The organism is Enterobacter cancerogenus (assembly GCF_019047785.1).
Lineage (GTDB): Bacteria > Pseudomonadota > Gammaproteobacteria > Enterobacterales > Enterobacteriaceae > Enterobacter > Enterobacter cancerogenus.
Map to the genome: position 1 here is coordinate 4,075,623 of NZ_CP077290.1, position 12,793 is coordinate 4,088,415.

General features: G+C 57.4%; 13 protein-coding genes. 6 read left to right on the forward strand and 7 right to left on the reverse strand.

What is annotated here, in order from left to right; genetic code table 11:
* The first annotated feature begins 16 nt into the window (after positions 1-16).
* The 3 genes from upp (at position 17) to I6L58_RS19225 (ending at position 2,814) form a co-directional block, all read left to right on the forward strand.
* Positions 17-643 carry a uracil phosphoribosyltransferase gene (gene upp / locus I6L58_RS19215; protein ID WP_006176643.1) on the forward strand — a complete coding sequence of 209 codons (627 nt, stop codon included), beginning with the start codon at positions 17-19 and terminating at the stop codon, positions 641-643.
* 84 nt (positions 644-727) lie between these two features.
* Positions 728-2,017, forward strand: coding sequence for a uracil permease (uraA, locus tag I6L58_RS19220; RefSeq protein ID WP_006176642.1), 1,290 nt, complete (start codon positions 728-730; stop codon positions 2,015-2,017).
* A gap of 95 nt (positions 2,018-2,112) precedes the next feature.
* Positions 2,113-2,814, forward strand: coding sequence for a DnaA inactivator Hda (locus I6L58_RS19225; protein ID WP_212743972.1), 702 nt, complete (start codon positions 2,113-2,115; stop codon positions 2,812-2,814).
* A gap of 37 nt (positions 2,815-2,851) precedes the next feature.
* On the opposite strand, the gene I6L58_RS19230 is transcribed toward I6L58_RS19225, so the two are convergent.
* The 3 genes from I6L58_RS19230 to celB are packed head-to-tail and all read right to left on the reverse strand — an operon-like array spanning position 2,852 to position 6,552.
* A complete protein-coding gene (locus tag I6L58_RS19230; protein WP_088207960.1) occupies positions 2,852-4,273 on the reverse strand; it encodes a leucyl aminopeptidase family protein in 1,422 nt (473 codons plus the stop codon).
* Between the two features lie 2 nt (positions 4,274-4,275).
* Positions 4,276-5,229: a N(4)-(beta-N-acetylglucosaminyl)-L-asparaginase gene (locus I6L58_RS19235; protein ID WP_088207961.1), complete on the reverse strand. Its 954-nt coding sequence runs from the start codon at positions 5,227-5,229 to the stop codon at positions 4,276-4,278.
* Between the two features lie 3 nt (positions 5,230-5,232).
* Positions 5,233-6,552, reverse strand: a complete 1,320-nt coding sequence (gene celB, locus I6L58_RS19240; RefSeq protein WP_058610287.1) for a PTS cellobiose transporter subunit IIC — start codon at positions 6,550-6,552, stop codon at positions 5,233-5,235.
* Positions 6,553-6,699: 147 nt separating this feature from the next.
* On the opposite strand from celB, the gene I6L58_RS19245 reads away from it, so the two are divergent.
* Complete coding sequence (locus tag I6L58_RS19245) at positions 6,700-7,518, forward strand: helix-turn-helix domain-containing protein (RefSeq protein WP_058610286.1); 819 nt, start codon at positions 6,700-6,702, stop codon at positions 7,516-7,518.
* Here the strand turns inward: I6L58_RS19245 and arsC are convergent.
* Together arsC and bepA are read right to left on the reverse strand one after the other, a co-directional pair.
* Positions 7,515-7,871, reverse strand: a complete 357-nt coding sequence (gene arsC / locus I6L58_RS19250; protein WP_058610285.1) for an arsenate reductase (glutaredoxin) — start codon at positions 7,869-7,871, stop codon at positions 7,515-7,517. The two genes, I6L58_RS19245 and arsC, sit on opposite strands and share 4 nt — an antisense overlap.
* A gap of 18 nt (positions 7,872-7,889) precedes the next feature.
* On the reverse strand, positions 7,890-9,353 hold the full coding sequence (gene bepA / locus I6L58_RS19255; RefSeq protein ID WP_006176635.1) for a beta-barrel assembly-enhancing protease: 1,464 nt from the start codon (positions 9,351-9,353) through the stop codon (positions 7,890-7,892).
* A 220-nt stretch (positions 9,354-9,573) separates the two neighbouring features.
* On the opposite strand from bepA, the gene I6L58_RS19260 reads away from it, so the two are divergent.
* The gene (locus tag I6L58_RS19260; RefSeq protein WP_006176634.1) at positions 9,574-10,638 is read left to right on the forward strand and encodes an AI-2E family transporter; all 1,065 of its coding nucleotides are present in this window, start codon (positions 9,574-9,576) and stop codon (positions 10,636-10,638) included.
* A gap of 84 nt (positions 10,639-10,722) precedes the next feature.
* Here I6L58_RS19260 and bcp read toward each other — a convergent pair whose 3' ends face one another.
* Both bcp and I6L58_RS19270 read right to left on the reverse strand, forming a co-directional pair.
* Positions 10,723-11,193, reverse strand: coding sequence for a thioredoxin-dependent thiol peroxidase (gene bcp / locus I6L58_RS19265; protein WP_088207962.1), 471 nt, complete (start codon positions 11,191-11,193; stop codon positions 10,723-10,725).
* Positions 11,193-11,762 carry a glycine cleavage system transcriptional repressor gene (locus tag I6L58_RS19270; RefSeq protein ID WP_042320389.1) on the reverse strand — a complete coding sequence of 190 codons (570 nt, stop codon included), beginning with the start codon at positions 11,760-11,762 and terminating at the stop codon, positions 11,193-11,195. Before I6L58_RS19270 ends, bcp begins: the two co-directional genes overlap by 1 nt.
* Before the next feature lie 145 nt (positions 11,763-11,907).
* Between I6L58_RS19270 and dapA the strand changes: the two genes are divergently transcribed.
* A complete protein-coding gene (gene dapA, locus I6L58_RS19275) occupies positions 11,908-12,786 on the forward strand; it encodes a 4-hydroxy-tetrahydrodipicolinate synthase (protein ID WP_058610283.1) in 879 nt (292 codons plus the stop codon).
* The last annotated feature ends 7 nt before the right edge of the window (positions 12,787-12,793 follow it).

The following is a 12,793-nucleotide window of genomic DNA, read 5'->3' on the forward strand; positions in this document are numbered from 1 at the left end:
TCAGAGGAGAAAGAGAATGAAGATTGTGGAAGTGAAACACCCGCTCGTTAAACACAAGTTGGGCCTGATGCGTGAGCATGACATCAGCACGAAGCGTTTTCGCGAACTGGCTTCTGAAGTGGGCAGCCTGCTGACCTACGAAGCGACCTCTGACCTGGAAACGGAAAAAGTGACCATCGAAGGCTGGAACGGTCCGGTACAGGTTGAGCAAATCAAAGGCAAAAAAATTACCGTTGTGCCGATCCTGCGTGCCGGTCTGGGCATGATGGAAGGCGTGCTGGAGCACGTCCCAAGCGCGCGTATCAGCGTAGTGGGTGTCTACCGCGATGAAGAGACGCTGGAGCCGGTTCCGTACTTCCAGAAGCTGGTCTCTAACATTGACGAGCGTATGGCGCTGGTGGTTGACCCTATGCTGGCGACCGGCGGTTCCATGATCGCCACCATCGACCTGCTGAAAAAAGCAGGCTGCAGCAGCATTAAGGTGCTGGTACTGGTTGCCGCGCCGGAAGGTATCGCGGCGCTGGAAAAAGCCCACCCGGACGTTGAGCTGTACACCGCCTCAATCGACCAGGGGCTTAACGAGCACGGGTACATCATCCCGGGGCTTGGCGATGCCGGCGACAAAATCTTTGGTACCAAATAATCGAATAACGATAAAAAAGCCGACTTTGATAGTCGGCTTTTTTTTGAATAAAAACACCCACAACACTGTTCAGAGGAAAACACTATGACGCGCCGTACTATCGGGGTGAGTGAAAGACCGCCGCTTTTACAGACTATCCCGCTTAGTTTGCAGCATCTGTTCGCCATGTTTGGCGCAACCGTGCTGGTGCCTATGATTTTTCATATTAACCCGGCCACCGTGCTGCTTTTCAACGGCGTGGGAACGCTGCTGTATCTCTTCATCTGTAAGGGGAAGATCCCGGCGTATCTGGGGTCGAGCTTTGCCTTTATCTCCCCGGTGCTGCTGCTGTTGCCGTTGGGCTATGAGGTGGCGCTCGGCGGTTTTATCATGTGCGGCGTGCTGTTCTGTCTGGTCTCTTTCATCGTCAAGAAAGCCGGTACGGGCTGGCTGGATGTGATGTTCCCGCCTGCGGCGATGGGCGCAATCGTTGCCGTCATTGGCCTTGAGCTGGCGCGAGTGGCGGCAAACATGGCGGGGCTGCTGCCTGCCGACGGCCAGTCACCGAACTCGAAAGCCATTATCATCTCGCTGGTGACGCTGGGCGTTACGGTGTTTGGCTCCGTGTTGTTCCGCGGTTTTCTGGCGATTATCCCGATCCTGATTGGCGTGCTGGCAGGCTACGCGCTCTCCTTCGCCATGGGTATCGTCAATACCGACCTGATTGCTAACGCGCACTGGTTCGCACTGCCTACCTTCTATACCCCACGCTTCGAATGGTTTGCGATTTTGACGATTCTGCCAGCCGCGCTGGTGGTTATCGCGGAACACGTAGGTCACCTGGTGGTCACGGCGAACATCGTGAAGCGCGACCTGATCCGCGACCCGGGTCTGCACCGGTCGATGTTTGCCAACGGTCTCTCGACCATTATCTCCGGCTTCTTCGGCTCAACGCCGAACACCACCTACGGCGAGAATATCGGCGTAATGGCCATCACGCGCGTCTACAGTACGTGGGTTATTGGCGGTGCCGCAATCATTGCTATTCTGCTCTCCTGCGTGGGCAAACTGGCTGCGTCGATTCAGGCCATCCCGGAGCCGGTGATGGGCGGCGTTTCTCTGCTGCTGTACGGGGTGATCGGTGCGTCCGGTATTCGCGTGCTGATTGAATCCAAAGTGGACTACAACAAAGCGCAAAACCTGATCCTCACCTCCGTGATCCTGATTATTGGCGTGAGCGGCGCGACGGTACACATTGGTGCGGCAGAGCTGAAAGGCATGGCGCTGGCGACCATCGTCGGGATTGCCCTGAGCCTGATCTTCAAGCTGATCTCCATCGTTCGTCCGGAAGAAGAAGTCCTGGATGCGGATGAGGGCGAGAAAACGTCTCATTGATCGTTAAACCGGGTGGGCGATCCGCCCGGTTCTCTCCTTGCGGGTTCCGTGATAAACTCGTTGCCGATTTTATGTGATATCTGGTTGAGGTATTTCTGAACGGACCGGCACAGCTCTCTCTGCCACTCTATCTCCCTGACGACGAAACTTTCGCGAGTTTCTGGCCGGGTGATAACCCCTCTTTACTGGCTGCACTGCAAAACGTGCTGCGTCAGGATCACAGCGGATACATCTATATCTGGTCACGCGAAGGCGCGGGGCGCAGCCATCTGTTGCACGCCGCCTGTGCGGAGCTTTCTGCGCGAGGTGATGCAGTAGGCTATGTGCCGCTGGATAAACGCACCTGGTTTGTGCCTGAAGTGCTGGAGGGAATGGAACATCTCTCGTTAGTCTGCATCGATAATATCGAGTGCGTGGCGGGGGATGAGCCGTGGGAAATGGCGATCTTCAATCTTTATAACCGCATACTCGAGTCGGGCAAAACCCGGCTGCTGATTACCGGCGACAGGCCGCCGCGCCAGCTTAACCTGGGGCTGCCGGATCTGGCATCCCGCCTGGACTGGGGGCAAATCTACAAGCTGCAGCCGCTGTCTGATGAAGATAAACTTCAGGCGCTACAGCTCCGTTCACGGCTGCGCGGCTTTGAGCTGCCGGAAGACGTCGGTCGCTTCCTCCTGAAGCGACTCGATCGTGAGATGCGCACTCTTTTCGATACCCTGGATCAGCTCGATCGCGCCTCTATTACCGCCCAGCGTAAGCTGACCATTCCGTTTGTGAAAGATATACTCAAGCTTTGAGTTTTTTGCCGGCCCGGTAAGCGCAGCGCCACCGGGCTTAAAGATCCCCCATCAGGTGCTCTACCAGCAGCGGAATCGGTCTTCCAGACGCCACGCTCCGTCCACCCTCACGCCATAACGCCGTTCCGCTGATATCCAGATGCGCCCACGGAATGGTCGGCGGGCAGAAGTGGTGCAGCAGCCAGGCTGCCGAGGCGCTGATTGCCGCGTTGTTGGTCGGCGTATTGCAGAGATCGGCTATCGCGCTGTCGGTCTGCTTTTTCAGCCTCGCGTCCAGCGGCAGCGACCAGACTTCGTCTGCGCACCGTTTTCCCGCCTGAGTCAGCGCTTCGCGCAGCGGTTCATCCTGGGTCATCAGCCCGCTCAGTTCATAGCCGAGTGCCTTCACCACCGCGCCCGTTAAGGTCGCCATATCGATGATGTAGCGCGCCTGCGGATGACGCTGGCTGGCCCAGGCAATGGCGTCCGCCAGTACCAGCCGGCCTTCGGCATCGGTGTTGTTGATTTCAACCGTCATGCCGTTACAGGCGCGGGCTACGCTGCCTGGCTGCATGGCGTTCGGCCCGATGGCGTTTTCTGCCAGCGCCAGCACGCCCATCATGCGCACGGGCAGCGCCAGTTCGGCGGCGGTGAGCATCAGGCCAAGCACGTTTGCCGCCCCGCACATGTCATACTTCATGGTGTACATGCCCGCGCCTTCCTTCAGCCACAGGCCACCCGTATCGAATGTAACGCCTTTGCCCACATAGCAGCGCACCGGGCCTTCCGACGCGCCCTCATAGTGGATGGCAAGCAGGCGCGGCGGGCAGGTCGCGCCTTTGCCGACGGCATGCAGCAGCCCCAGACCCTGCTCAACGATCGCGTTTTCATCAAGCACTTCACAGCGCAGCGCGGGGAAGGCGGCGCACAGCCGCTGCGCCTCTTCGACGACAAACTGCGGTGTACAACGATCGGCTGGCATATCCGCCAGCCGCCGGGCGGCGACCATACCGCGGGCAATCGCCTGCTGCTCGCGGAAAATCACCTCCAGCTTTTCCTGCTGTTGCGCCAGACACAGCGCGGTAATGTGGCGAACCCGCACCGCCGTGTCGTCCGTTTTCTTCAGATGCAGGTCGGCAAGCGTGTGCGCCTGGTTAAAGAGAAAACGCAGCACCTGGGCCAGGACAACCTCATCGATATCCGTGACGTCCAGCACCACATCGGCGCTGGCGGGCGAGGCCAGCAGCGGCCTGAGCGCGGTCAGCAAGCCTTCGGTCAGGCTGTCGTGCCAGAGCGCGTCCGGTAAAAGGGTGATGCGGGCAAACGGAGCGCAGCCAAATCGCGTATCCGCAACAGTCTTTTGCGCCTGCATATCGGCTATCAGCGCGGTATCCGGTAGCCACGTGCTGTTGCTTCGGGCAATCAGATGGCTGCGCGGTGTCGCGCTTTCAGGTGTGGTAATAAGATCCCAGGTAATCATCGTTAGTCCTCAATCGGCGCGCGAATGCGCTCGGCGTAGGCCTGCATCCACGCCTCGTCTACGGCCTGATAATGCGTTTTCTCGCGCAGGCGTTCGGTGCGAAATACGGTTAGCGGTTGATGGGCGGTGGCGACCACAAACGAGAAGGTTTTGATGTTGGTCGCCGCGCCGAATTCCCCTTTGTTGTTCATACACACCACCGAGAGATCTCCCACGCGGCCAAAGCGCGACATCAGCTTGTCTTCCAGTTCAAACACCACCGAGTCTGCCGCCTGCTGCGGCGTCATGCCCTGCGCCATGCGGCGAACAATTTCGTAGCTGGTGCAGCCTTTCATCAGGTCTTCGCCCACGCCCGTGGCGGTGGCGGCACCGGTTTCGCTGTCGCAGTAAAAACCCGAGCCGATAATGGGGGAGTCGCCCAGGCGGCCGCGTTTTTTCATAAACAGGCCGCTGGTGGAGGTGGCCACGCTCATCGATCCCTGCTTATCGAGGCCGATAATCCCGACGGTGTCGTGCCCGTCGTATGGGCTGAGACCTTTATCCAGCGTTTCACGGCAGCGCTTGCGGTAATGCTGCATCGCGCGGTCCGTGAGCATGGTTTTGTCGCTAAAGCCCAGGCTCAGCGCCCACTCGCGCGCGCCCTGGCCGACCAGCAGGCTGTTATAGCGCTGGCGGCTAAGCGCATGAGCCACGCGCACCGGGTTGGCAATATCCACCAGATTGCCCACGGCACCGAAAGCCAGCGTGTCGCCATCCATGTAGGCCGCGTCGAGTTCCACCTCGCCGTTTTCGGTTGGCAGGCCACCGTAACCCACGGATTTATAAAACGGGAAGTCCTCGACGGTGGCGACGGCATCCACCACCGCGTCGGCGACCGGTTTTCCCGCAGCCAGCGCGGACGCAGACTCCGTTACGCCCTCAAGCGCCATGCGCCAGGTTGCAATAATTCCCCACATGCTTTACTCCTGTTTTGCAAGGGTGGTGTCGGTTTGCGTAGCCGTGGTCAGTTCCGCTGCGCGGTACTGTTTGTCCACGATTCGCATGAAAGGCAGGTACAGCATGGCGCCAATCAGCAGGTTGATGAGTTGCATCACGCTGCCGCTCAGATGGCCAGTAACGATAAAACCGCTGATGACCGGGGGCAGGGTCCAGGGGATAAACACCCCGGTGGTGACGGCCACCGCGCCAATTTTCATCGCGACATACTGCACGGTGACCAGCACCAGCGGCACCAGGTTGAACGGGATGAGCATGATCGGGTTCATGATCACCGGCAGGCCAAACAGGATCGGTTCGTTGATGTTGAACACCGAAGCCCCTGCGCCTAAGCGCGCTACTTCACGCATGTTTTTACTGCGGGCGAAAATCAGCATCGCAATCACCAGCGACAGCGTGGCACCCGCGCCGCCCATCCAGATCATGTCAAAAAACTGTTCGGTGATAATGTGCGGCGGCGTTGTCCCGGCCTGAATGGCGGCGATATTGTCGGTCTGGTTCTCCATCCATAGCGGGCGAATGATGCCGTTGATCATCGAACCGGAGTTAATCCCCACCGACCACAGGATCGTGATGCTGAATACCGTCATCAGCGCGCCGAAATAGGAGGTGCCGTAGTGGCGAACCGGCGTGGCAACCACCTCATAGATGAACTGGTGAATGGTGTTGTAGTGGGTGTTTTCGAAGATGATGCGGATAACCAGCACCAGGATCATCACCAGCAGGGCAGGGATCAGTGCGGCGAAAGACTCCTGCACCGCAGGCGGCACGCCGTCCGGCATTTTGATGACCAGCTTTTTGCGCTTCAGCCAGCAGAACAGCTCCGTCCACAGCAGCGAGCCAATCATCGCCACGAACAGCCCTTTACTGCCAATCCACTCCACCGGCATAACGGTGATCCCGCCGTTTTCCGCCAGCTTGATAAACGGCGTGAGGATCAGAAATGCCACCAGCGCCAGAATCCCGCAGGAGATGCGATCTTCGCCGTAATGTTCCGCCAGGCGAAACGCCACGAGGAAGCTAATAAACAGCGACATGGTCGAAAACACCGCGTTAAACGGGATCTCGATAATGGCGCTCCAGCTTTCGCCGAAGGCCCGGGACATAAAGTGCTGATAGGCCTGATTCGGAAAGGATGAGATAACCAGCAGGATGGAGCCGACGATGATAAATGGCATGAACGAAACGTAGGCCCCGCGTATGGCACCGAGATGACGCTGCTGTGCCGTTTTGGCTGCCAGCGGCATCAGTTTTGCTTCAAGAAATCCCAGAACATTGTTCATTGTGAACTCCGTACAAGATTGAGTGGCGTTGTTTATGTTATGTCTGGTGATTATCAGTGAATCGCGGCGAGCGAAAGGTGAAATCGGTCACAAAGCATTCGCTGACGCACAATAAATCTCACAAGATTAGTTTCATGGAATGTTGCGATGGAAATTAAACTGCACGCCAATGCCACGACCACACCACGGGTTCGCCGCTACCTCCAGCAGTCGACGAAAAGCGACAGAGAGCTGGCGCAGGAGCTGGGAATTTCGGTTACCACCGTCAGGCGCTGGCGCAATCGCGAGCAGGTTGCCGATAACCATACAACGCCAAAAGTGGTACACAAAGCATTGAGACAGGAACAGGTTGCGCTGGTGAATGTGCTGCGCGATGCCACCAGTGCACCGCTCGATGAGCTACTGCTGCTGGTGAATGAGGGGCTGGGGATTGCGGTTTCGCGGGCGACGTTAAACCGCTATCTCGGGTCTGCCAGACAAAAGGGCGCGGCGCTGCAGGGCAAAAAGGCCCTGAAGGCAGGCATCATGCCGGATAAGCTTATGCTTTATCATCAGCCGCTGTCGCTGCATATGGACGATGGCGGTGAGCAGCATCTGCTGTGGGCGCGCGAACCGGTGAGCGGCTGGTGTCATGCCCGGCTCTATGCGGGACTGTCGCCCCAACTGCTCGCTCACTGGACGCAGGCGCTGCTGGCGGCATGCCCGGCCGATATCCAATGTGTTGAGACTTTTGGTTTTGACGTGTCGCTGCCCGGACAGGAGGTCACCGTAAAAGCGCATGCGCAAACACGCAGTGCCGTTCAGGTTACGGTGCCGTTACGTGAGATTATTCCGCGCGTGAGCGTCGAGCCAGCCGGAGAGTTACTCATTCAGCTGTGCGCGTTTTACAACCAGGGGAAAGCGCAGAAAAGGCTGGGGGACTGCACGCCGCAGGCGTTTCTTGAAGCGCTGCGGCGTAAGGATTAGAGGATCTCAAGCACCTGTTCCGGCGGGCGTCCGATACGCGCCTTGCCGTTTGCCACGACGATGGGGCGTTCGATCAGCTTCGGATTGTCCATCATCGCCTGGACAAGCTCATCTTCAGAGAGACGGGTGTTATCCAGACCGAGTGATTTATACAGATCGTCTTTCTGACGCATCAGTTCGCGCGCGCTGCCCATATCCAGCATACGCAGCAGCTGGCGGATCGTCTGCGCGTCCGGCGGCGTATCCAGATACAATACGATCTCCGGGTCAACGCCGTTAGACTTCAGCAGGCTGAGGGTATCGCGGCTCTTGGAGCAGCGGGGATTGTGGTAGATTTTTACCGCGTCTGTCATAACGTGCATTCTCCTTTGTTACATCTTTTCGTACGGCTTGAAGCGCTGCTGCAATCCGCGCAGCTGATCGATACGCGCATCGTAGCGCGCCTGCTGCAGGCTGCCGAGCTTAACCTGCGAACTGGCGCTGCTGAGCATTGAAATGGCCTGATCGAGACGGCCCACCAGCGCAAAGCCTTCGGCGCGCGCCGCCAGCTCCTGATCGCGGTTGCCGAGCTGCGCTTCCGCTTGCGCCAGCAGATCCCAGCCGTTTTGATCGTCTTTGTTATTAAAGGTGTAGCGGTTCAGGATCGCCGCCGCCTCGCGGGCCTGCCCACCCTGTAAGTAAGCGTTCGCCAGATTAAGCTGCAGTACCGGGTTGGTCCCCACCTCTTTCGCCCCTTTCAGACGGTTAATGGCATCGGTCGCTTTTTTCTGCCCCAGATCGATATCGGTCGCAAGGTCGAGGTACCACGGGTTGTTGGGGTCGGCGGCCAGCAGTGGCTGGAGGGCTTTACGCGCCTCATCGTACTTGCTGGCTTCCATCGCCTGCAGCGCCTGACCGTACCGGGCCGCATTTTTCTCGCGCACGTTGCCTTTTGCCAGGGCATCCAGCAGGTCGCTGGTGAGCTGGTTACGCCCGGAGTTGTACATCCCCAGGGTTCTGACCTTCGCCATGTAGAAATCCTGCGAAGACTGCACAACCACCGGGCGCATCTGGTTGGCGCGGTTGCGCGCATCCGACAGGCGGCTTTCCGGCAGCGGGTGCGTCAGCAGAATTTCGGGTGGACGCGACGAGTAGCGCGCCTGGTCGAGCAGTTTCTCCAGGAAGCTCGGCATCGCCTGCGGGTCAAAGCCCGCGCGCTGCAGCACCTGAATACCGATGCGGTCCGCTTCCTGTTCGTTTTGCTGGGTAAAGCTGATCATGCCCTGACGCGTGCCCGCCAGGGTGCCGGTCAGGGCGGCCATCCCCGCCTGCGGGCTGGCCATCGCCAGCAGGATGGAGCCGAGCGCGCCCACCCAGGTGAGCGGGGCGTTGCGCTTCTGGTCTTCCATCGCGCGGGCCAGGTGGCGCTGGGTGACGTGCGAAATTTCGTGCGCCATGACCGAAGCCAGCTGGCTTTCGTTATCGGAGTAGCGGAATAACGCCGAATGCAGCACCACGTTGCCCCCGAAGAAGGCAAAGGCGTTGATTTCGTCGTTATTGATCAAATAGAAGTGGAAGGGGGTCTTCACCGAGTTGGCGTGCGCGACGAGGCGCATCCCCAGGCCGTTAATGTATTGCACCAGCAGCGGATCGTTGATCAACGGCGCGCTGCCGCGCAGCTGGCGGACATAGTAATCACCCATTTGCATCTCCTGACCGATGGAGAGCGTGCTTCCTGCGGTGGTACCCATATCCGGCAAGGTATCGGCCGAGTCAGCGAAAGCAGGCGCTGCCTGACCCACCGTCAACGCGGCGATAAGTGTCGCAACCAGTGTTTTTCTCAACTGCCTGAACATAACCACTGTCCTGTATGTTGGATGTGCTAATTTGACCGATGAAGCGGTATATCGTTCATCTCCACTGCCATGCGAGTGTAGCCGTGTTAAGGCATGAAGAAAATCCCATTCCTCAGGCTTTTGCGAATGATTACAGTGATACAAAAAGGAAAGTCTTTTTTGTGACAGTTAGATACAATTCACCGTCTCAGTCCCGCCATCCGATTCAGGGAAGGGTTGTATGCTCGAAATGTTAATGCAGTGGTACCGGCGTCGGTTCAGTGACCCGGAGGCCATCGCTTTGCTGGTTATTCTGGTTGCGGGATTCGGCATCCTGTTCTTCTTTAGCGGCCTGCTGGCGCCTTTGCTGGTGGCGATAGTTCTGGCGTATCTGCTGGAGTGGCCGACGGCCCGTCTGGAAAATATCGGTTGTTCCCGCCGCTGGGCGACCAGCATCGTGCTGGTGCTGTTCGTTGGCATTCTGCTGTTAATGGCGTTTGTGGTGATGCCGGTTGCCTGGCAGCAGGGGATCTATCTTATCCGCGATATGCCCGGCATGCTCAATAAGCTCTCTGATTTTGCCGCTACGCTGCCGCGCCGCTATCCCGCGCTGATGGACGCCGGGATTATCGACGCGATGGCAGAAAACATGCGCGCCCGCATCATGACGATGGGCGATTCGGTGGTAAAATACTCTCTGGCTTCGCTGGTGGGGCTGCTGACGCTGGCGGTCTATCTGGTGCTGGTGCCGCTGATGGTCTTCTTCCTGGTGAAAGATAAAGAGCAGATGCTGAACGCCGTGCGCCGGGTGCTGCCGCGCAACCGCGGTCTGGCCGGGCAGGTCTGGGAGGAGATGAACCAGCAGATCACCAACTATATTCGCGGCAAAGTGCTGGAGATGATTGTGGTCGGCGTCGCGACCTGGATTGGCTTCGTGATTTTCGGCCTCAATTATTCATTGCTGCTGGCGGTGCTGGTGGGCTTCTCGGTGCTCATTCCCTATATCGGTGCCTTTGTCGTGACAATCCCGGTGGTGGGCGTGGCGCTGTTCCAGTTTGGTCTGGGGACCGAGTTCTGGAGCTGTTTCGCGGTGTATCTGATTATTCAGGGGCTGGACGGCAACCTGCTGGTGCCGGTGCTGTTCTCTGAAGCGGTGAATCTGCACCCGCTGGTCATCATTCTTTCGGTGGTGATCTTCGGTGGGCTGTGGGGATTCTGGGGCGTGTTCTTTGCGATTCCGCTGGCGACGCTGATTAAAGCAGTGGTTCACGCATGGCCGGATGTACCGGCGGTGGAAGAGAAGTAGATTTTGCCGGGTGGCGGCTTCACCTTACCCGACCTGCACGCGAATGTAGGCCGGGTAAGCGCAGCGCCACCCGGCACAAAAGTATCACGCGTTTTCTTTTAGCCAGTTCAACACCACGTCATGGTGGTTGCTGGTTTTGAAATCATCGAACACATGCTCAACTTTCCCGTCAGCGTCAATCAGGAAGCTGATGCGGTGAATACCGTCGTAGGTTTTGCCCATAAAAGTCTTCTCGCCCCAGATGCCAAACTGTTCGCAGACCTGGTGGTCCTCGTCGGAAAGCAGCGTAAAGTTCAGCAGCTCTTTTTCCGCAAACCGTGACAGCTTTTCGGGCTTATCGGTGCTGATACCCAGCACTTCTACACCGGCTTTTTTCAGGTCATCCATGTTGTCGCGCAAACCACAGGCCTGTACGGTACAGCCCGGAGTCATGGCTTTCGGGTAGAAATAGACCAGAACACGCTGTCCCTGGAAGTCGGTTAAATTTACTTGCTCGCCGTCTTGATCCGGCAAGCTAAATTTCGGTGCGATATCACCGGCTTTCAGTGGGTTCATTACTCGACTCCGTCTTGTTCATGCTGAGAATAATTAACGACGCTTATACTGCCCTGCGCGCGTAATTCTGTACAGAGGGCTTTGAAGGCTTGCTCAATATTTGAGGCATCCTGCGAGGCAGGACTGTGCGCCGTGATTTGAATAAACAGTGTGGGGGTCTCGCTATTGTCTCCCGGCTGTATACGGGAAACCAGCTCGGCAATATTCATCTGATGGCTGTCAAACAGCGCGGTGAAACGCTCAATCAAATGCGGAGAATCAGGAACTTCAACCTGTACCCAGACGGTGGAAGGCAGCGCCGGGCGTGGGCGCGCGGTGGTACGCTTCATGACGATCAGCAGATCCAGCTCCGCGCCTTTCAGGGGCAGGGTAGATTCAATAAGCGTAATGGCGTTCCATGTCCCGGACAGCAGCATAATAAACGTGAACTCTTCGCCAAGCATAGCCAGGCGGCTGTCTTCGATATTACAGCCGCAGCTGCTTACGTGGCGGGTGATGGTGTTCACAATACCCGGCCTGTCAGCACCCAGCGCAGTGATAACCAGGTAATGTTGTGATGAGGTTGTCAAACCTGTTCTTCCTTTGCTTGGTTAAGTCTTCCTAAGGAAAGCATAAAAAAAACATGCATACAACCGCCTGAGAGCCTCAGGTCGCTTGCTTTTATTACAGTTCCAAACGTAACATTGAGGCTCTTGTTCGCACAGAGGATGGCCCATGTTCACGGGAAGTATTGTCGCGCTTGTTACACCGATGGATGAAAAAGGTAATGTCTGCCGGTCAAGCATGAAGAAGCTGATTGATTACCATGTCGCCAACGGAACCTCGGCGATCGTTTCGGTAGGGACTACCGGTGAATCTGCCACGTTGAGCCACGAAGAGCACGGCGATGTGGTGATGCTGACCCTTGAGCTGGCTGACGGACGCATTCCCGTCATCGCGGGAACGGGTGCGAATGCCACCGCAGAAGCTATCAGCCTGACTCAACGTTTCAACGACAGCGGCATTGTCGGCTGTCTGACGGTTACCCCTTACTACAACCGTCCTACCCAGGAAGGTTTGTTCCAGCATTTCAAAGCCATCGCTGAACATACTGACTTGCCACAAATTCTGTATAATGTGCCGTCCCGCACCGGTTGCGATATGCTGCCGGAAACCGTTGGTCGCCTCTCGAAAGTAAAAAATATTATCGGGATTAAAGAGGCAACGGGGAACTTAAGCCGCGTTCATCAGATCAAAGAGCTGGTTTCAGACGACTTTATCCTGTTGAGTGGTGATGACGCGAGCGCGCTGGACTTTATGCAGCTCGGAGGCCATGGCGTGATTTCCGTAACGGCAAACGTTGCGGCGCGCGATATGGCGGAAATGTGCAAGCTGGCGGCGGCCGGTCATTTTGATGACGCTCGCGTGATTAATCAGCGTCTGATGCCGTTGCACAATAAATTATTTGTCGAACCCAATCCGATCCCAGTGAAATGGGCCTGTAAGGAGTTGGGACTTGTAGCAACCGACACGCTGCGTCTGCCAATGACACCGATTACCGACCACGGTCGCGATATCGTCGCTGGCGCGCTCAAGCATGCTGGTTTGCTGTAAAGTTTAG

What these genes read in the sequence shown, in the direction of transcription:
- upp (WP_006176643.1), top strand. Translation starts at nt 17, where the DNA reads ATGAAGATTGTGGAAGTGAAACACCCGCTCGTTAAACACAAGTTGGGC.
- uraA (WP_006176642.1), top strand. Translation starts at nt 728, where the DNA reads ATGACGCGCCGTACTATCGGGGTGAGTGAAAGACCGCCGCTTTTACAG.
- I6L58_RS19230 (WP_088207960.1), bottom strand. Translation starts at nt 4,273, where the DNA reads ATGATTACCTGGGATCTTATTACCACACCTGAAAGCGCGACACCGCGC.
- I6L58_RS19235 (WP_088207961.1), bottom strand. Translation starts at nt 5,229, where the DNA reads ATGTGGGGAATTATTGCAACCTGGCGCATGGCGCTTGAGGGCGTAACG.
- celB (WP_058610287.1), bottom strand. Translation starts at nt 6,552, where the DNA reads ATGAACAATGTTCTGGGATTTCTTGAAGCAAAACTGATGCCGCTGGCA.
- I6L58_RS19245 (WP_058610286.1), top strand. Translation starts at nt 6,700, where the DNA reads ATGGAAATTAAACTGCACGCCAATGCCACGACCACACCACGGGTTCGC.
- arsC (WP_058610285.1), bottom strand. Translation starts at nt 7,871, where the DNA reads ATGACAGACGCGGTAAAAATCTACCACAATCCCCGCTGCTCCAAGAGC.
- bepA (WP_006176635.1), bottom strand. Translation starts at nt 9,353, where the DNA reads ATGTTCAGGCAGTTGAGAAAAACACTGGTTGCGACACTTATCGCCGCG.
- I6L58_RS19260 (WP_006176634.1), top strand. Translation starts at nt 9,574, where the DNA reads ATGCTCGAAATGTTAATGCAGTGGTACCGGCGTCGGTTCAGTGACCCG.
- bcp (WP_088207962.1), bottom strand. Translation starts at nt 11,193, where the DNA reads ATGAACCCACTGAAAGCCGGTGATATCGCACCGAAATTTAGCTTGCCG.
- dapA (WP_058610283.1), top strand. Translation starts at nt 11,908, where the DNA reads ATGTTCACGGGAAGTATTGTCGCGCTTGTTACACCGATGGATGAAAAA.